This is a genomic window from Brevundimonas sp. AAP58 (genome assembly GCF_001295975.1).
Lineage (GTDB): Bacteria > Pseudomonadota > Alphaproteobacteria > Caulobacterales > Caulobacteraceae > Brevundimonas.
Genome location: NZ_LJHU01000064.1, coordinates 1 through 17,543, shown reverse-complemented (window position 1 = coordinate 17,543; position 17,543 = coordinate 1). Strand labels below are relative to the sequence as shown.

General features: G+C 67.2%; 16 protein-coding genes. 9 read left to right on the top strand and 7 right to left on the bottom strand.

Annotated elements, in window-relative coordinates; all coding sequences use genetic code 11:
• The first annotated feature begins 129 nt into the window (after positions 1–129).
• The 5 genes from IP78_RS09290 to hisS all read left to right on the top strand — a co-directional run bounded on the left by IP78_RS09290 (position 130) and on the right by hisS (position 4,930).
• Positions 130–435 carry a YggT family protein gene (locus IP78_RS09290; protein WP_054111407.1) on the top strand — a complete coding sequence of 102 codons (306 nt, stop codon included), beginning with the start codon at positions 130–132 and terminating at the stop codon, positions 433–435.
• A 109-nt stretch (positions 436–544) separates the two neighbouring features.
• Positions 545–1,426 carry a 3-hydroxybutyryl-CoA dehydrogenase gene (locus tag IP78_RS09285; protein ID WP_054111406.1) on the top strand — a complete coding sequence of 294 codons (882 nt, stop codon included), beginning with the start codon at positions 545–547 and terminating at the stop codon, positions 1,424–1,426.
• Positions 1,426–2,001, top strand: a complete 576-nt coding sequence (locus IP78_RS09280) for a hypothetical protein (RefSeq protein ID WP_054111405.1) — start codon at positions 1,426–1,428, stop codon at positions 1,999–2,001. Before IP78_RS09285 ends, IP78_RS09280 begins: the two co-directional genes overlap by 1 nt.
• A gap of 80 nt (positions 2,002–2,081) precedes the next feature.
• A complete protein-coding gene (locus tag IP78_RS09275) occupies positions 2,082–3,317 on the top strand; it encodes a DUF418 domain-containing protein (RefSeq protein ID WP_054111404.1) in 1,236 nt (411 codons plus the stop codon).
• A 128-nt stretch (positions 3,318–3,445) separates the two neighbouring features.
• Positions 3,446–4,930 carry a histidine--tRNA ligase gene (gene hisS, locus IP78_RS09270; protein ID WP_054111403.1) on the top strand — a complete coding sequence of 495 codons (1,485 nt, stop codon included), beginning with the start codon at positions 3,446–3,448 and terminating at the stop codon, positions 4,928–4,930.
• 240 nt (positions 4,931–5,170) lie between these two features.
• On the opposite strand, the gene IP78_RS09265 is transcribed toward hisS, so the two are convergent.
• The 4 genes from IP78_RS09265 to IP78_RS09250 all read right to left on the bottom strand — a co-directional run bounded on the left by IP78_RS09265 (position 5,171) and on the right by IP78_RS09250 (position 9,321).
• Positions 5,171–5,782: a hypothetical protein gene (locus tag IP78_RS09265; RefSeq protein WP_054111402.1), complete on the bottom strand. Its 612-nt coding sequence runs from the start codon at positions 5,780–5,782 to the stop codon at positions 5,171–5,173.
• Between the two features lie 7 nt (positions 5,783–5,789).
• Positions 5,790–6,938: a polysaccharide biosynthesis/export family protein gene (locus tag IP78_RS09260; protein ID WP_054111401.1), complete on the bottom strand. Its 1,149-nt coding sequence runs from the start codon at positions 6,936–6,938 to the stop codon at positions 5,790–5,792.
• 60 nt (positions 6,939–6,998) lie between these two features.
• Entirely contained in the window at positions 6,999–8,030 is a 1,032-nt protein-coding gene (locus tag IP78_RS09255) for a glycosyltransferase family 1 protein (RefSeq protein WP_231680973.1), read from the bottom strand.
• Positions 8,031–8,325: 295 nt separating this feature from the next.
• Positions 8,326–9,321 carry an SIS domain-containing protein gene (locus tag IP78_RS09250; RefSeq protein ID WP_054111400.1) on the bottom strand — a complete coding sequence of 332 codons (996 nt, stop codon included), beginning with the start codon at positions 9,319–9,321 and terminating at the stop codon, positions 8,326–8,328.
• Positions 9,322–9,494: 173 nt separating this feature from the next.
• Between IP78_RS09250 and otsB the strand changes: the two genes are divergently transcribed.
• The 3 genes from otsB (at position 9,495) to IP78_RS09235 (ending at position 13,531) form a co-directional block, all read left to right on the top strand.
• The gene (gene otsB / locus IP78_RS09245) at positions 9,495–10,262 is read left to right on the top strand and encodes a trehalose-phosphatase (protein ID WP_054111399.1); all 768 of its coding nucleotides are present in this window, start codon (positions 9,495–9,497) and stop codon (positions 10,260–10,262) included.
• The gene (locus IP78_RS09240; protein WP_054111398.1) at positions 10,259–12,052 is read left to right on the top strand and encodes a glycoside hydrolase family 15 protein; all 1,794 of its coding nucleotides are present in this window, start codon (positions 10,259–10,261) and stop codon (positions 12,050–12,052) included. The genes otsB and IP78_RS09240 overlap by 4 nt, the downstream gene beginning before the upstream one ends.
• Before the next feature lie 66 nt (positions 12,053–12,118).
• Positions 12,119–13,531 carry a trehalose-6-phosphate synthase gene (locus IP78_RS09235; protein WP_054111397.1) on the top strand — a complete coding sequence of 471 codons (1,413 nt, stop codon included), beginning with the start codon at positions 12,119–12,121 and terminating at the stop codon, positions 13,529–13,531.
• Here the strand turns inward: IP78_RS09235 and IP78_RS09230 are convergent, their stop codons facing one another.
• Positions 13,532–14,140 carry a glutathione S-transferase family protein gene (locus IP78_RS09230; RefSeq protein ID WP_054111396.1) on the bottom strand — a complete coding sequence of 203 codons (609 nt, stop codon included), beginning with the start codon at positions 14,138–14,140 and terminating at the stop codon, positions 13,532–13,534.
• A gap of 193 nt (positions 14,141–14,333) precedes the next feature.
• Between IP78_RS09230 and IP78_RS09225 the strand changes: the two genes are divergently transcribed.
• The gene (locus IP78_RS09225; protein WP_054111395.1) at positions 14,334–15,032 is read left to right on the top strand and encodes a YafY family protein; all 699 of its coding nucleotides are present in this window, start codon (positions 14,334–14,336) and stop codon (positions 15,030–15,032) included.
• Between the two features lie 7 nt (positions 15,033–15,039).
• Here the strand turns inward: IP78_RS09225 and IP78_RS09220 are convergent, their stop codons facing one another.
• On the bottom strand, positions 15,040–16,242 hold the full coding sequence (locus tag IP78_RS09220; RefSeq protein ID WP_054111394.1) for an acetyl-CoA C-acyltransferase: 1,203 nt from the start codon (positions 16,240–16,242) through the stop codon (positions 15,040–15,042).
• A gap of 90 nt (positions 16,243–16,332) precedes the next feature.
• Positions 16,333–17,241: an SDR family NAD(P)-dependent oxidoreductase gene (locus IP78_RS09215; RefSeq protein ID WP_054111393.1), complete on the bottom strand. Its 909-nt coding sequence runs from the start codon at positions 17,239–17,241 to the stop codon at positions 16,333–16,335.
• Positions 17,242–17,543 lie beyond the last annotated feature (302 nt).

Sequence of the window (17,543 nt, the reverse complement as noted above, 5' to 3'; positions counted from 1 at the left end):
AAGGCCCGGCTGCTCCGCCCGCCCTTCCCACCCGTTCACAGCGGAAGAGCGATGGGGCGTGTCTGCATTCCCCTTTGCCTCCCGCCTCGCTAGAACCGTTCCACATCTCTCTGTCTTCTGGAGCACCTCATGGGCGTGGCCCTCGTCTGGCTGGTCAACACCGTCATCACGCTGATGGTCTGGTCGATCATCATCTCGGCCATCCTGTCGTGGCTGTTCGCCTTCGACGTCATCAATCACAGGAACCGCTTCGTCAGCCAGATCGCCGCCTTCTTCGATGCCGTGACGCGCCCGCTGCTCGAGCCGTTCCGTCGGATCATTCCGACGCTGGGTGGCATCGACATCTCGCCGATCGTGGTGCTGCTGCTGCTGAACTTTGCGCGGATCCTGTTCAACAACTCCGCCGCCGGCCCCCTGATCGCGATCCTGGGGTGACAGTCCGGTCGGCTGTCGCCGCACCGCAACATTCCGCGCTTGCGCCGTCGACGGACGCTTCTAAGGTGCCGGACGCCCGGGCGGAGACGCCGCAGCAGACCACGACCGCATGAGTTCCCAGATCAAATCCGTCGCCGTCATCGGCGCAGGCCAGATGGGCGTCGGCATCGCCCAGACGATCGCGCTGGGCGGCTATCGGGTCAGTCTCTATGACGTCGACGCCGACCGCCTGCCGGTCGCGCTCGGCGTCATCGGGGCCAGCCTGGCCCGCGGGGTGGAGCGGGGCTCGACCACCCAGGCGCAGGCGGACGCCGCGCTTGCGGCGGTTGCGCCCGTGACGGCGCTGGCCGAGGCCGGCAGGGCCGATCTGGTCATTGAGGCGGCCGTCGAGGACGAGGCGGTCAAGAAAGCCGTCTTCGCCGAACTGGTCCCGCATCTGGGGCCCGATACGCTTCTGGCGTCCAATACCTCCTCGATCTCCATCACCCGGCTTGCGTCGGCCACGGATCGTCCCGACCGCTTCATCGGCCTGCACTTCATGAAACCGGCGCCGGTCATGAAGCTGGTGGAGATCATTCGCGGCATCGCCACCTCGGCCGCCACCTATGACACGGCCGTCGCTTTCGCCGAGAGCCTGGGCAAGACGACCACCAACGCCGAGGACTTCCCCGCCTTCATCGTCAACCGCATCCTGGTGCCGATGATCAACGAGGCGATCTACACCCTGTACGAAGGGGTCGGGAACGTCGCCTCCATCGACAAGGCGCTGAAACTGGGCGCCAACCACCCCATGGGGCCGCTGGAACTGGCCGACTTCATGGGGCTGGACGTCGTCCTGGCCATCATGAACGTGCTGTATGAAGGCCTGGCCGACAGCAAGTACCGCCCTTGTCCCCTGCTGGTGAAGTACGTCGAGGCGGGTTGGCTGGGCCGCAAGTCCGGACGGGGATTCTACGACTATTCCGGCGACACGCCGGTCCCGACCCGCTGATGGCCCGTCGCGCGATCCGCCTCGACAGCATCGAGCACCTGCCGGGGCAGACCCGCGTCGCCTGGCGTCGGACCCGGCTGGCCATTCCACTCGCGGCGCTGGCCGGCATCGCCTGGCCGCCCATCATCGCCACCTTGCTGATCTGGCCACCCGAGAACTGGATGCCGGGCCGCGACATCGACTGGCGCATCGTGCTGCTGGTGCTCGGCTGCGTCGCCGTGCCCGCAGGACTGATGGTCATCCGGCGCGAGCGCGACCGGCGCGGACGTCCCGGGACGCGGCTGGGGATCGTCTGGCGCTTCATGCTCTACGGTGGCCTCCTGGCAGCCGCGCTTCAGACCCTGGTCGCCCTCCTGATGGTCGTCATCGGCCTGGTCTCCTCGAGTGACCTTCTCCAGGGGATCGGAGCGACCGAGACCACGCTCCTCATCTATGGCGTCGGCGGTCTGCCCATCGCCGTACTGGTCGGCGTGTCCTACGCCTTGTGGGCCGGTCTTTGCGCCGCCTTCATCGCCTTCGTGCCTGCGCCAGAGAAGGTGCGCGACCGCCTCGGCCTGATGGGCGAGACCGGCTGACGCCTTACGGCGAATTCAGTTTACGGCCCCTGCGGCCTGTGTAAAGCTCGCTTGTCTATCGCGTCTTGGGGGATCAACGCATGGCCATGCCCGCCGTCGAGGCCCAGCCTCAACTCGCCACCGGGGGCCTCGCCCCGGTCCAGCCCAAGGATCGCATCTTCCAGCTCGACATGCTGCGCGGCTGGGCGATCCTGGGCATTCTCGCCGTCAATGCCATGGCGTTCGCCTGGCCCATCGTCGTCGAGACGGCCACGACCGATCCCTTCGGCCACACCGGGGCTGACGCCTGGGGGGCCTGGGTCACCGAGGTCTTCTTCCAGGACAAGTTCCGGACCCTCTTCACCATGCTGTTCGGCGTCTCGATCTTTCTGGTCGGCGGCGAGCGATCCGACCCCGGTCGGGGCAAGCTGTTGCGCAGCCGCATTCTCTGGCTGGCCGTGTTCGGGATCATCCATGGTGCCGCCTTCTGGTATGGCGACATCCTGCTGCACTACGCCTATTGCGGCGCGATCATGCTGCTGATGCGCTCATGGAGCGCCGGTCGGCTGTTGTGGATCGGCGGCTCCATCTCGGCGCTCTGGATGGCCATCGCCACGGCGGGGCCGCTGCTCCTCGGTGCAATGGGCCCTGACTTCCAGGAGCAGTTCGCCGCCAACCAGCCCCAGGTGACCATGGAGACGGTCAACGCCGCCGTCGCCGCCTACAAGACCTCCTTCGCCGCGCCCTGGATCGAGAACGTCAAGGCCTGGCTGATGCTGGCCATGCTGTCGCTGTTCCTCATCCCGGTCACAGTGCCGCTGATGATGCTGGGTCTGGGGCTCTACAAGTCAGGCTTCTTCGTCGGTCGCTCGCCGGTAATCGTCTATCTGCTGGTCTTCCTCGCCGCCGCTGCCGTCCTGGCCACCGACGCCTGGGCCAGCCTGCCGGGCCAGGACCCGGCGTCCCTGCCGGTGGCGGGTCTGGACGACGCGGCCGGCGGCATGGCGCCGCTGATCACGCTCGGCTACGCCGCCATGCTCATCCTGCTGACGAAGATGGGTCTGCGCGTCCTGTCCGGCGTGCTGGTGCCCGTGGGTCGCATGGCCTTCACCAACTACCTGACCCAGACGCTCATCATGGCCAGTCTGTTCTACCTGCCGTGGGGGCCGCAGTGGATGGGGGACTACCATCCCGCCGCGCTGTGGACCGTGGTCGGCGCCATCTGGGTCGCCCAGCTGATCTGGTCGCCGCTCTGGCTGTCGGTCTTCTCCAACGGCCCGCTGGAGTGGGTGTGGCGCTCGCTGACCTACGGGCGGATGGTGCCGATCCGGAAGTAGGGCCTGGCGAGGGAATAGAGAACAGGGATTGGAGAGGCCGGAACTTGAAGTTCGGGATGGCGCACTGACTGCACGGCGCGACCTCTAATCCCTAGTCCCTAATCCCTAATCCCTCTACATCCCGCGCCATGACCGACGCCGCGCCGCCCGCCCGACCCGAAGCCCGCAGCCCCCGGGGCTTCGCCGACCGCCGGGGCCCTGACGTCGCCGCCGAGCGCCGCATCGTCGCGCGGGTCACCGAGGTCTACGAACGCTGGGGCTTCGAGCCGCTGGAGACCGGAGCGTTCGAATACGCCGATGCTCTGGGCAAGTTCCTGCCCGACGCCGACCGGCCCAACGAAGGCGTGTTCGCGCTTCAGGACGACGACGACCAGTGGATGGCGCTGCGCTACGACCTGACGGCGCCACTCGCCCGGTTCGCCGCCCAAAACTGGGAGACCCTGCCCAAGCCCTATCGCCGCTACGCCTTCGGGCCGGTCTGGAGGAACGAAAAACCCGGCCCCGGGCGCTTCCGCGAGTTCGTCCAGTGCGATGCCGACACGGTCGGCTCCGATCGCCCAGAGGCCGACGCCGAGATCATCGCCATGGCCTGCGAGGGGCTGAAGGCTGCCGGGCTGACCGAGGGCCAGGCCGTCGTGCGCGTTTCGAACCGCAAGCTGTTCGACGGCCTGTTCGACGCGGGCGGCGTAACCGATCCGGTCCAGCGCCTGACGGCTCTGCGCGCCATCGACAAATACGACCGTCTGGGCTGGGAGGGCGTCGCCGCCCTGCTGGGCGAAGGTCGGCTGGACGAGAGCGGCGACTACACCAAGGGGGCGCGACTGCCTGGGGCCGTTGCCGACACCATTCGCGCATTCCTGGGTTCGGCGAGCGAGGGGACGCGATCCGAGACCCTGAACGCCATCGCACGCGTCGGCGGCCTCGGAGCGGCCGGCGAAGCGGCGCTGAACGAGCTTTCGGGGATCGACCGGGCCCTGAACGCGATGGGCGTCGATCAGGCCGCCGTCCGGTTCGATCCGACGATCGTGCGGGGGCTGGAGTACTACACTGGCGCGGTGTTCGAGGCCGAGCTGCTGCTCGAGACGACTGATGAGAAGGGCCGCGCCGTCCGCTTCGGCTCCATCGGCGGCGGCGGGCGGTACGACGACCTGGTGGCCCGCTTCACCGGGGAGGCGACGCCCGCGACGGGCTTCTCCTTCGGCGTCTCACGCCTGGCCTCGGCCTTGCGGGCGGCGGGCAGGAACGAGGCGGCGACGCGCGGCCCCGTCGTGGTCATCGTCTTCGACGAGGCGGACATGCAGCACTACCTGGACGCCGTCGCCGAGCTGCGCCGGGCGGGCATCGCCGCCGAGCTCTACCTCGGTCGCGCGGGCATGAAAGCGCAGATGAAGTACGCCGACCGCCGGGGCGCGCCCGCCGCCGTGATGCTGGGTGGAAACGAGATCGCCGTCGGTCAGGTGACCATCAAGGACCTCGACGCCGGGCGCGCGCTCGCCGCCGGTCTGGTCGATAACGAGGCCTGGAAGGCGGCGCGCCCGGGGCAGCAGACGGTCGCGCGTAGCGCACTTGTGCAATCCGTTCGCGTGATTATCGAAGGTTCTTCGATAAGCTGATCGCCTCGCGGATGAGTGATCGACGTTTAGTCATGAAACCGTCGGATTACACACGGCCTTTGGTTGACTTGAATCCGTCATGGCGCTGTTGTGGCCTTACTCGAACGGCGCGGCGCTGCAAGGCGCAGCCGCTGGACGAAGGCGTTTCGGGGAGGAAACGTCCGCTCCTGAGAGAGCGAGAAAGCCCGCTGCGATGTATCCCCCGCAGCGGGCTTTTTCACGTCGACAGACCGGTATTTGTCAGACCTGGCTTGTCCGCGAGCGACCCGAACCGCTTCGCTTTTTGGCTCGGCCAAGGGATTTCGTGTCGCCGGTCGCAGACGGGCCTCCAACCTCATCCGGAACTGTAAGGCGGAGCCGGGCCGCGTCTCTCCACGGCCGCGAGTCCTGCAGCTTCTGCCAGGCGACCCCAAGCTGGATCGCGCACTCGATGTCGTCGTCTGCGTCCCCAGGGACCTTTCCCGCCCGTCGATCGCGCAGGCGACGACAGGTGGCCAGCAGAGCCGAGGCTGCGACCAGCTCGGGCTTGACGGCGTATCGCCCGAGGTCCTCGAGAATGGCGAAGCGCCAGCCCGACTCGCTCGGGCGTTCCAGAACCATGTCCCACCGGCGCGCGGCGTCGAGGTTATCGCCCAGATACTCCCACCGCCTGGCCCGTGGTCCGCGGCGGTAGTGGCCGCGCTGGATCGGCAGTCCGTGATCGGCATAGACCGATAGCGCCGCCGCCTCGATCTCACCGAGCGTGCCGATGTTCGGGGCTTGGGCCAAGTCGGCTGAATCAGCCTGAACCGTGGCGACCTCATGCGCCCGCTGCATCTGGCGTCGACCGGGCAGCAGGTTGCGCCAGGCCACGGCGAGCTCAGTCGTTGTTCAGGGTGTTGGTCACCGAGATGTCGTAGACCACCCGTGAAATTTGCTGAACGAACTCGAAGAACTTGCGTAGCTCTGCGGCGGTCGCGCGTGGCGCGTAGATGGTGTCGTCAGGTCGAATCTCGAACGTGCTCGCCGTGAACAGGCCCGAAGCCTGCTCTAGATCCAGCCTGTAGACCACCGGGACGCCCCGGATCGTCGGCGGCTGCGTCAACCCCAAAGCCCGCGCCACCTCCGGTCGCTCAAAGCGAAAGACCAGGACCGACCGCGCATTGGCGAAATTGTCATTCAGTCCGCCCGCGCGGGCAAGCGCGCTGGCGAGCGTCAGGTCACCCGCCGGCATGTCGGCCTCGGCCACCGCACCGAGGGCTCCAAACGTCCGGAAACGGCGCGGGACGTGGACGAGATTGACCTGGTCGCCGCGTTGCAGGCGAATGTTCTCGTTGAAGTCCGTATTCACGGCCGTCAGCGGGGCCGTGTAAGTCTGGCCGTCCCTGCGAATCTGGACCTCGATATCCTGAGCGGGACGGGCCGCGCCCCCGCGTTCGGCGATGACATCAAGCAAAGTGTGGGCGCTGACCGACAGACGCGCACGGCCGGGCTGACGGACCTCGCCCAGAACGGTGACTGTGTTCGACACATTCTCCTGAACTGTGACTGCGACCTGCGGATTGCCAACGCGTCCGGCCAAACTACGCCGGATAGCGCCCGCAGCCTCAGTGGGCGTCAGGCCGGCGACACGAACGGCACCGGCGAAGGGCACACTCACCGCGCCGTTGCGATCGACCGCCAGACCAGGAAGGGACTGACTGCCTGAGCGCACGCCCTGACTGGATGAGCCGCTTCCAAACAGAGCCCCCGAAGGCTCGAAGATGGCGATGGACAGGACGTCGCCCTCGCCGATGATATCGACCTGCGCCGTACTGACGGCCCCGGCCAGAGATCCGAGATAGGGGGCGTCGACCGCGCGGATACGTTCGGCGGCCGCGTAGTCGAGTTCCACGATGGCGTAGTCCGCGCCGTTGGCGTCGGCCTCCGCACCCCTATCGATAGCGCGCGCCGACGGGCCGTCCCGAGGTAGGGTCGAGCAACCGGATAGAACGGCCGCGAGCGCGAGAGCTAACAGTTTACGGGTCATGGCATCCAAACGTCTGCGGAGTGACCCATTACCGGCGTTTGATAAACGTCGCCACCCCGATCACGCCGCTTCCGCACGACGAACATCCAGACCAACGCATTCCCCAACCCGGGCGAAATGGTTGTTCCACGTAGGTGCGGTATAGGCTGGTACCTTGAGCGGTCGTCTGGTGGCGCGCTCCAGGGCTTCCAGCCAGCCCAATCCATCCAACGGGTCGATCAGTTGAGCGTTAGGCACCAGTTCGCGATGCGCGGCAATGTCCGACGCGATCACCGGCACGCCCAAAGCCGAGGCCTCGACCGCCGGAAGGTCGAAACCTTCCACTGAAGACGGCGCGATCAGGGCGCGCGCGCCGGCCATGAGGCCGGCCAGGGCGGAGTCAGGCAGGTCGGACGCTTGGTGCACCAATCCGCGCAGAGCGGGAGACCGTTGCAGATGATCCAGCACCGCCTCGTTCTCCCAGCCATATCGGCCGATTAGAACCAGCTGCGGCGCGGCCTTCCCCATTCGCTCGTGCAACCGACGCCAGACTGTCAGCAGAAAGGCCAGATTCTTGCGCGCCTCAATGGTGCCGATGTGCACGAAGTAGGGCAGCAGCGTCCGAGCCGGCCGCGCAGCCGTGAAGGTCGGTTCAAGTCCAAGGTGAACAGCATGAATAGGCGGGGGCTTGATCGCCTCCCGTTCGGCAAAAGCCGACAGCTCGGACGCTGTGTAGGCTGAGTTCACCACAATCTGCGAGGCGTGGCGCAGGGCCGTCAGAACGCGCGCCCTGTGTTTCGCGCCGTCTCCGGGGCGACAAAATTCCGGGTGCGTGATCGGGATCAGATCGTGCAGCATGACGATGCGCTCGATCCCCCTTCCCTCCAGCCCGCTCAAGATGGAGGGATCGGTTAGTCCAGTATGGCCGACGTTGAAGTACAGGCTGCTCTGCGGCAGTTTCCGGGTCCATTGCGAGCGAAACAAGCGCTTGAGAACCCGGGTGCGACGGCCCGGAGCCCGCGCCGCATCTGTGGGCGGTTGGCTCATGATCGAGTCAGCCATCGGCGCGCCATCAGTCAGCGCCGCCATCAACCGCATCTCGTCCGGGGTCAACGACCGCTCGAAAAAGTCTCCGGTCCACCGGGACCTCAGCGACTTCACGCATCTGCGGAACCATGCACCGTCCACGACCACAAGCTGGTCGTGACGGGTTCGGACCGCCGTGACTGTCAGGTCTGGGCGTCCGAGCAACCATTCGGCATAGGCCAGGCAGACCCGATCGACCCCCGTCGGCGCCGTTCGTTCGGCCCGGCTCAGCAGGCGGCTTGCGTCGAAGAGGACGGACCGGTTCACGGCGGCGAGGTAGACCCTGTCTACGAGAGGGTCAACCAAGGCATGCCTACGGCTTTCAAGCGACGTATCCTGCTTGCATCAGTTCCGCGATGTGGATGATGGCCGCAGGCCGTCCATCCTCGACCACGAACAGGTTGGAGATCTTGTTGGCGGTGAGCAGGTCGACGACATCGCTCATGCGCTGGTCAGGACCCACGACGATGGGCTGACGGCTCATGATGTCGGCGGCACTGATCCGCGACACGTCCTGGGCGAAGGCGCGGCGCACGTCGCCATCGGTGATCATGCCGGCCAGCGTCCCGTCGGCGTCCAGCACGGCAACCGAGCCTTTCCGCCCGGCCGTGATGGCGGCGACGATCTCGGCGAAAGCGGCGTCCATCGGCACCGTCGGCGGCGGGGCATGGTTGTCACCCATCCATTCCCGCACGCTCTGCAGGCTCATGCCCAGCGATCCACCAGGGTGATGCAACCCGAAATCCGTCGCCGAGAAGCCCCGCCGCTCCATCAGCACCATCGCCAGCGCATCGCCCAGCGCCAGCGTCATCAGGGTCGAGGTGGTGGGGGCCAGACCGTTTGGACAAGCCTCGGCGACGCTGGGCATCACCAGCGACACCGCAGACATCCGGGCCAGGAACGACGACGCCCGCTGGGTCATGCCAATGACCGGGATGTCGTTTCGCTGGCAGAAGATCAGGGGGTCGCGCAGCTCGCGGCTCTCGCCCGAGTTGGAAATGGCCAGCAGCGTCGTGTCGTGGCGCAGCATGCCCAGGTCGCCGTGGCTCATCTCGGCTGGATGAACGAAGAAGGCGTTGGTGCCGGTCGATGCCAGCGTCGCGGCGATCTTGTTGCCGATGTGCCCGGACTTGCCCATGCCGGTCACCACGACATAACCGGGCCGGGACAGGATGATCTCGACAGCCCGGACCAGGCTGCCATTGACGGTCCGCTCCAGCGCCTCCAGCGCCTCGATGTTCAGGCGGATGACCGAGCGGGCATGATCGATCATGGGGCCGGCGGTCTCAGCGGCGGACGTCTTGGCGTCGAGCGGCATGGGCCTTCAGTCTCTCCACGGGTGACGGGCGCGGTTTAGACCCAAGGCGAGGGGCTTAACAATCCGGCGCCGCGATCGACGGCTGTAACCCGAGTTCATCCGTCGAGCTCAACCTTTGCCGCAGTCGGGCGTTATCGTTACGGGCGTTCATACAGAAACCGCATCGAGAGACCATGCCGCCATCCGCCGGGACCCTGACCCGACCCCTCTCCGCGCCGCCGATTCCGGCAGCAGGCGAGTTCGCCCTGTTCCTGGACCTGGACGGAACGCTGGCGCCGCTCGCGCCGACACCGGACGCCGTGCTGGCCAATCCAAGGCGAACGCGCGTGCTGCGGGCGCTGGATCGCGTCCTGGGCGGTCGGGTTGCGATCGTCAGCGGTCGAACGCTGGAAGAGATCGATCGCATCGCGGGAAGCGCCGCCCATTCCGCTTCCGGCGTGCACGGACTGGAACGTCGCCGTCGAGACGGCAGCCTGGACGGTGCCGTGGCCAGCCGCCATGTGGCAGAGGCTGTCGCCGCCTTCGAGGCTTTCGCGGCCGATCGTCCCGGCGTGATCGTCGAGGACAAGGCCGTTTCCGCCGGTCTGCACTACCGGCAATCGCCCGCGTCAGAGGCCGCCGCGCGGGCACTGGCACAACGCATCTCCGACGAGACCGGCCTGGACCTTCAGCCCGGTCACATGGTGCTGGAGCTCAAGACGCCCGGCGCGGACAAGGGCCAGGCGGTCTCTGCCTTCATGACAGAGCCTCCCTTCGGAGGAACCACGCCGATCATGGTCGGCGACGACCTGACCGACGAGGCGGGTTTCCGCGCCGCCGCCGCGCTCGGCGGCTACGGCGTCCTGGTCGGCCCCGAACGCGAGACGGCCGCCCGGTATCGGCTCGACGATGTAGAGGCCGTGCTGACCTGGCTGGAAGCGATCGCGGAGGCGCGCGCATGACCCTTGTCCGTCGCGACCTCGACCTCGCCCCCATCGGCAACTGCGCCATTTCTGCCTTGATCGACCGTCAGGGCCGCTACGTTTGGGCCTGCGCGCCGCGCGTGGATGGCGACCCGGTCTTCTCGGCCCTGATGGACGGCGACGCGCCCGATCACGGCTTCTGGTCGCTTGAGATGGAAGGCCAGGCTTCGGCCGAACAGGCCTATCTGCCGAACACCCCGGTCCTGCGTACCGTCCTGACCGCGTCGGACGGCGCGGCGGTCGAGATCATCGACTTCGCCCCGCGTCACAAGAAGCATTCCCGCACCTATCGGCCGCTCGCCTTCGCCCGTATCGTGCGGCCGCTGTCGGGAAGCCCCCGCATCCGCATGCGGCTGCGCCCCGCCGCCGACTGGGGCGCGCGAGAGGCTGAGCGCACCTCGGGCTCAAATCACATCCGCTATCTTTGCACGGATATCACGCTGCGCCTCACGACCGACTGTCCGGTATCGCATGTACTGGAGGAGCGGCTGTTCCGGCTTGAGCGGCCCCTCACTTTCTTCCTCGGTCCAGACGAGGGCTACGACCAGGAGGTCGGCGCGGGCGTCTCGGCGACGCTGGACCGAACGCTGGCCTATTGGCGCGACTGGGTCCGCACCCTCTACATCCCGCTGGACTATCAGGAGGCGGTGATCCGCGCGGCGATCACGCTCAAGCTCTGCGTCTATGAGGAGACCGGGGCCATCGTCGCCGCCATGACCACCTCCGTGCCGGAGTTTCCCGAGAGCGGGCGCAACTGGGACTACCGCTACTGCTGGATCCGCGACGCCTACTACACGGTGCGCGCCCTGAACCGGCTCGGCGCGGTCGACATTCTGGAGAACTACCTCGTCTACCTGAGGAACCTCGTCGACGCCTCGGCGGGCGGCCACGTCCAGCCCGTCTATGGCGTGGGCCTGGAAGAAGACATCGACGAACGCATCGTCGACACCGTCGCCGGCTATCGCGGCATGAAGCCGGTGCGCGTCGGAAATCAGGCGCGAGAGCATCTCCAGCACGACGTCTACGGACAGATCGTCCTGCCCCTGGTCCAGAGCTTCTATGACCAGCGCCTGCTTCGCCCGGGCTCGCTTGACGACTTCCACGCGCTGGAAAAGGTCGGCGAGCGCGCCTTCGCCATGCACGACCAGGTCGATGCAGGCCTGTGGGAGTTCCGCACGATCGCCCGGGTCCACACCTATTCGTCCGTGATGTGCTGGGCCGCCTGCGACCGCCTGGCCAAGGCGGCGACGCATCTGGGCGTGACGGACCGCGCCAGACACTGGGCCCAGCGCGCCGACACCATCCGTCAACGGATTGAAGCCGAGGCTTTCCTCCCCGACGAGGGCCGTTTCGGTGCCAGCTTCGGCGGTCAGGAACTGGACGCCTCGCTGCTTCAGCTGGTCGATCTCGGCTTCCTCGATCCTCGCGATCCCCGCCAGGTCGCCACATTCGACGCCATCGAGCGCGACCTGAAGAAAGGGCCCTACCTCTTCCGCTACGTCGAGCCCGACGATTTCGGCGAACCCGAGACCGCCTTCAACTTCTGCACCTTCTGGTTCATCGAGGCGCTGCACCAGAACGGCCGCGACGCCGAGGCCCGCGAGATCTTCGAGCAGATGCTCAGCCGTCGGACCCACGCGGGCCTGCTCAGCGAGGACATCGCCATCGAGACCGATGAGCTCTGGGGCAACTACCCCCAGACCTATTCCCTGGTCGGAATCATCAACTGCGCGGTCCTGCTGAGCCGCTCCTGGACCGATGTACGGTGACGGTTCACGGACCGATCACGAACTTGCTATGGAGCCGAATGGCAGCTTGGCCGTTAGCGCTGCGTCATGACCCGCCTGATCGTCGTCTCTAACCGCGTTTCCGCCCCCGTTGACCCCGCCGCCGGCTCCGCTGGGGGCCTCGCCATGGCCCTCTCGGCCGCGCTCCGGAAATACGACGGTCTCTGGTTCGGCTGGTCCGGGGAGACCGTCGAGACCTTCACCGGCGAGCTGAAGGTCGAGGACCGGGCCGGTGTCACGGTGAACCTTGTCGACCTCGAGGCCCAGGACGTCGAGGAATACTACAACGGCTACGCCAACAAGACGCTATGGCCGCTGTTCCATCACCGCGTCGATCTCACGGCCTACGAGCGGTCCTATGGTGAAGGCTATGAGCGGGTGAACCGACGCTTCGCCGAGACCCTGGCGCCACTGATCCAGCCCGACGACGTTATCTGGGTCCACGACTATCACCTGATCCCGCTGGCCCGCGACCTGCGGCGGCTGGGCGTGACCAATCGGATCGGATTCTTTCTCCACACGCCCTGGCCGGCGCGGCAGCTGATGGTGACCCTGCCGCACCACCGCCGGCTCGTCGAAAGCCTGTTCGCCTACGACCTGATCGGCTTCCAGACCCAGGAATGGCTGGACCTGTTTCGCGACTACGTCATCTCCGAAGCGCGGGGCGAGCTCGCGGGCTACGGCGGGCTGGAAGCCTTCGGACGCCGCGTCCGCATCGGTACCTTCCCCATCGGCATCGACGTCGGGGGCTTCGTGCAGGCCCGCAACTCCCGCGAGGGCGTGCGCACCTATGACCGCATGGCGGCCTCGGCTGCCTTCCGCTCGATGATCGTCGGCGTCGACCGCCTCGATTACTCCAAAGGTCTGGAGGAACGGCTGCTGGGCTACGAGCAGTTCCTGCGCGACCACCCCGATCTGCGCGGCGACGTCTTCCTTGTGCAGGTGACGCCGATCAGCCGCGACGAGGTCGATGCGTATCAGGACATCCGCGCGCGGCTTGATTCCCTCGCCGGCCGCATCAACGGCGAGTACGCTGACATGGACTGGCAGCCGATCCGCTATCTGAACCGCAGCTACCGCCGCGATCAGCTGGCCGGCATCTACCGCGCCGCCCGTGTGTGCCTGGTCACGCCGCTGCGGGACGGCATGAACCTGGTCGCCAAGGAGTTCGTCTGCGCCCAGAATCCGGACGACCCCGGCGTCCTGATCCTGTCGCGTTTCGCCGGGGCCGCCGAACAGATGGGCGAGGCCCTGCTGGTCAATCCCTTCAGCCGCGAGGAGGTCGCCGACGCCATCCACCGCGCCCTGACCATGCCGCTGGAGGAGCGCATCCGGAAATGGCAGGCGCTGATGAAGGTGGTTCAGGACACCGACGTCGGCCTGTGGCGCGACGCCTATGTCTCGGCGCTCAAGGCGGTGGAGATCGCCGGCGAGGACGGTGACCTTCCCCACGCTGCTTGATCAGGCGGCCTCCTCCAGAGCGACCGCGCCGTCCCGCGTCATCGCTCGCGCGTTCGCGGGCCGCGCGGCCAGCCGCTGCAGATAGCGATCGAACAGCGGGCTGTCCGGCAGCATCGGCCGGACCCAGGCCAGCGTCGATCCGATCATCACGTCCGCGACCGTCAACCGCTCGCCCATCAGATAGGGCCCGCTCCACAAGGCCTCCATCAATCGATCCATCGCCGCCTCATGACGCGCGACCGACCAAGGATCGCGCGCACCGCTCATCCGGGCGAACAGGGCCGGTTCCAGTTCTCCCGCCGCCCAGCTCAGCCAGGTCAGCAACGCGCCGCGTTCCGGCGATCCCACCGGCGCGCCAAGACCCGCTTCGGGATACAGATCGGTCAGATACAGTGCCACCGCCGCCGATTCCGTGATCAGGGCGCCGTCATGGATCAGGGCAGGCACCTTGCCGTCCGGATGCGGGTTCCTGGCATCCGCTTCGCCGATCTTCTGGCCGTTCCGATAGGCGATCTCGCAATAGGCCACCTCAACGTCGGCCCCAAGCTCCTCGATCAGCCAGAGGATACGCGACGAGCGGGTCTGGGGCGCATGGAACAGCGTCAGCATGGTGGTCTCTCCCTCGAATGCCGTCCGGCGCGGCGCGCCTCGGCGTCGATGGATTGACTACCGCCACCCTGCTGCCAGCATGCTGTCAGCAGCCGAACGCTAAGGTCGGCTCAGGTCATCAACGACCCGTTTGACGGAAGGGAAACGCGCTCAAGCAGCGAGGGATCGCGTCCCGAGCGGTAGCACCACAAACATGCGCAAAGCGGACCGCCTCTTCCAGATCGTCCAGCTGCTTCGCCGCAGCTCTCAGCCGGTGACGGCCGAGGCGATGGCGGCCGAGCTGGAGACCTCCAAGCGCAGCGTCTATCGCGACATCGCCGCCCTGACGGGCCAGCGCGTGCCGATCCGGGGCGAGGCGGGCGTGGGCTATGTGCTGGACACCGGCTTCGACATGCCACCGCTCATGCTGACGTCCGACGAGATTGAGGCGGCGGTGCTGGGTGCCCAGTGGGTGGCCGGTCGTGGCGATCCGGCGCTCGCCCGCGCCGCCCGCGACCTGATCGCCAAGATCGCCGCCACGGTGCCCGAGCGGCTGCGCCCCATGGTGCTGGAGCCCGCCGTCTCCACCCCGCCGGGCTGGAATGTCCTGCCCGAAGCCATCGACATGGCGGCGGTGCGGCGCGCCATTCACGGCGCCCGCAAGATCACGCTGCACTACAGGGACGAGAAGGAGGCCGAGAGCCGCCGCACCGTCTGGCCCTTCCAGATCGCCTATCGCGACACGACCCGCATTGTGCTCGCCTGGTGCGAGATGCGGGACGACTTCCGGATGTTCCGCACCGACCGCGTGCTGGACGCGACCGTGCTCGAGGATCGCTATCCCGCGCGCCCAGCCCAGCTCAGGGCCAGATGGCGCGCGGAGATGACCGCCCGCTATGGCGAGGAGCACTGATCTCGGATCAGTAAATCTCGAACAGCCCCGCCGCGCCCATGCCGCCACCGACGCACATGGTAACCACACCGTACTTGGCCCCGCGCCGCTTGCCCTCGATCAGGACGTGGCCGGTCATGCGCGCGCCGGACATGCCATAGGGGTGGCCGATCGAGATGGCCCCGCCCGAGACGTTCAGCCGGTCCATCGGAATGCCGAGCATGTCAGCGCAGTAGAGCACCTGCACGGCGAAGGCCTCGTTCAGCTCCCAGATGCCGATGTCGTCAACGGTCAGGCCGTGGCGCTTCAGGAGCTTGGGCACCGCATAGACCGGGCCGATGCCCATCTCGTCGGGCTCGCAGCCGGCCACCGCCATGCCGCGATAGGCGCCGAGCGGCTGCAGACCGCGCTTCACCGCCTCGCCCGCCTCCATGATCACCGAGGCCGAGGCGCCGTCCGACAGCTGGGACGCATTGCCCGCCGTGATGAACTCGCCCTGCTGGATCTCCTCGCCGCCGCCGAAGACGGGCTTGAGCGACTGCAGGCCCTCAAGAGTGGTCTCCGGCCGGTTGCCCTCGTCCTTCGCCAGCGTGACCTCGTTGGTGGACGTCTGGCCGGTCGCCTTGTCCGCGACCAGCATGGTCGTGGTCATCGGCACGATCTCGGCGTCCAGCCGGCCCTCGGCTTGCGCGGCCGCCGTGCGCTGCTGGGACTGAAGCGCGTATTCGTCCTGCCGGTCGCGCGAGATGCCATAGCGGCGCGCCACGACCTCGGCCGTCTCCAGCATCGACATATAGATGTGGGGTGACAGCTTCAGCAGCGCCTCGTCCTTCATCCGGTACAGGTTCATGTGCTGGTTCTGGACGAGCGAGATCGACTCCAGCCCGCCGCCGACCGCCATCTTCTGCTGATCGAAGATCACCTGCTTGGCGGCCGTGGCGATGGCCATGAGGCCCGAGGCGCACTGCCGGTCCAGGCTCATGCCCGGAACCGTCGCGGGCAAACCCGCCGCCAGCGCCACCTGACGGGCGACGTTGGTCCCGGTCCCGCCCTGCTGGAGCGCGGCGCCCATGACCACGTCCTCGATCTCGGCCGGATCGACGCCCGCGCGCTGCACGGCGTGGCGAACGGCGTGGGCCCCCAGCTGCTGTGGCGCGGTGTCGTTGAAGGCCCCGCGATAGGCCCGCCCGATCGGGGTCCGGGCGGTCGAAACGATCACCGCTTCACGCATCATTCTCTCCCTGGCTGACGGCTGCGCGTCATTGTCGATTGGCTCGGGTCGAACCTAGGCGCCTGCCGCCGCGTCAAGGCAAGCCCCGGCTCAGCCACCCAGCGCCTTCTGCGCCTTGGAAAGCTCGATCATCCCCTGGGCCGCGCCCATGTCTGGCACGATCTCGCCGGCGCGGTCGCTGATCTCGGCAAAGCGGGCGGCGATCTGCTCGGGCGCATCGTCGCCGACGACCCGGATGCCCTGGGTCAGGGTGACGTAGGCCCGTTCGAACCCTCCGGCCCCTGCGCCCAGGATGCACCGCGTGGGCGCGTCCTGGCTGACCAGATACAGCAGCCCCGGCGTCACCAGTTCCGGCCCCAGGTGATCCAGCGGCAGGGCCGCGCCCAGGTCCTCGGTCATGCGGGTGTGGGCCGTGGGGGCCAGGCAGTTGACCCGGATGTCGTTCTTGGCGCCCTCGATCGAGAGGGTCTGCATGAAGCCGACCAGGGCCATCTTGGCCGCGCCATAGTTCGACTGGCCGAAGTTTCCGTAGAGCCCCGACGAGGATGTGGTCATGACGATGCGGCCGTAGTTGCGGTCCCGCATGCCGTCCCACACCGCCTTGGTGCAGTTGACCGCCCCCATCAGGTGCACGTCGACCACGAAGCGGAAGTCCTCGATCTCCATCTTGGCGAAGGTCTTGTCGCGCAGCACGCCGGCGTTGTTCACCAGGATGTCGACCGATCCCCACCGGTCAGTCGCCTCGGCGACCATGGCCTTGACCGCCTCGACGTCGGTGACGGAGGCGCCGTTGGCGATGGCCTCGCCGCCGGCGGCCTGGATTTCTGCGACGACGGCCTCGGCCGGGGATTGCGAGCCGCCCGAGCCATCGCGGGCGACGCCTAGGTCGTTGACCACCACCCTGGCTCCCCGCGAAGCCAGCGCCAGGGCATGCACCCGGCCCAGTCCGCCGCCGGCCCCGGTGACGATCGCCACCTTTCCGTCAAACCGAATCGTCATCTGCTGGGCTCCTCTGGTTGATGCACGCCCTGATATCAGCCGTGTTTGCCTCGCCAAGAGGGCGATATGTGTTGAAAGGGCGCCACAGTCGCCGCATTGCGAACCGAAATGGGGAACTCGGGCGTCACTCTACCGTTCGGCCCGATGAGCGTCGCGTGTATGCGTGACTTTCGGGCATTCAATTCGACATGAGGACTGACATGAAGCTGAAACTTCTCGCCAGCGTCGCAGCGGTCGGCATTCTCGCCGCTGGTGCTGCTTCGGCTGAGCCGGATGGGTGGTATGGCGCGGTTGACGCCGGT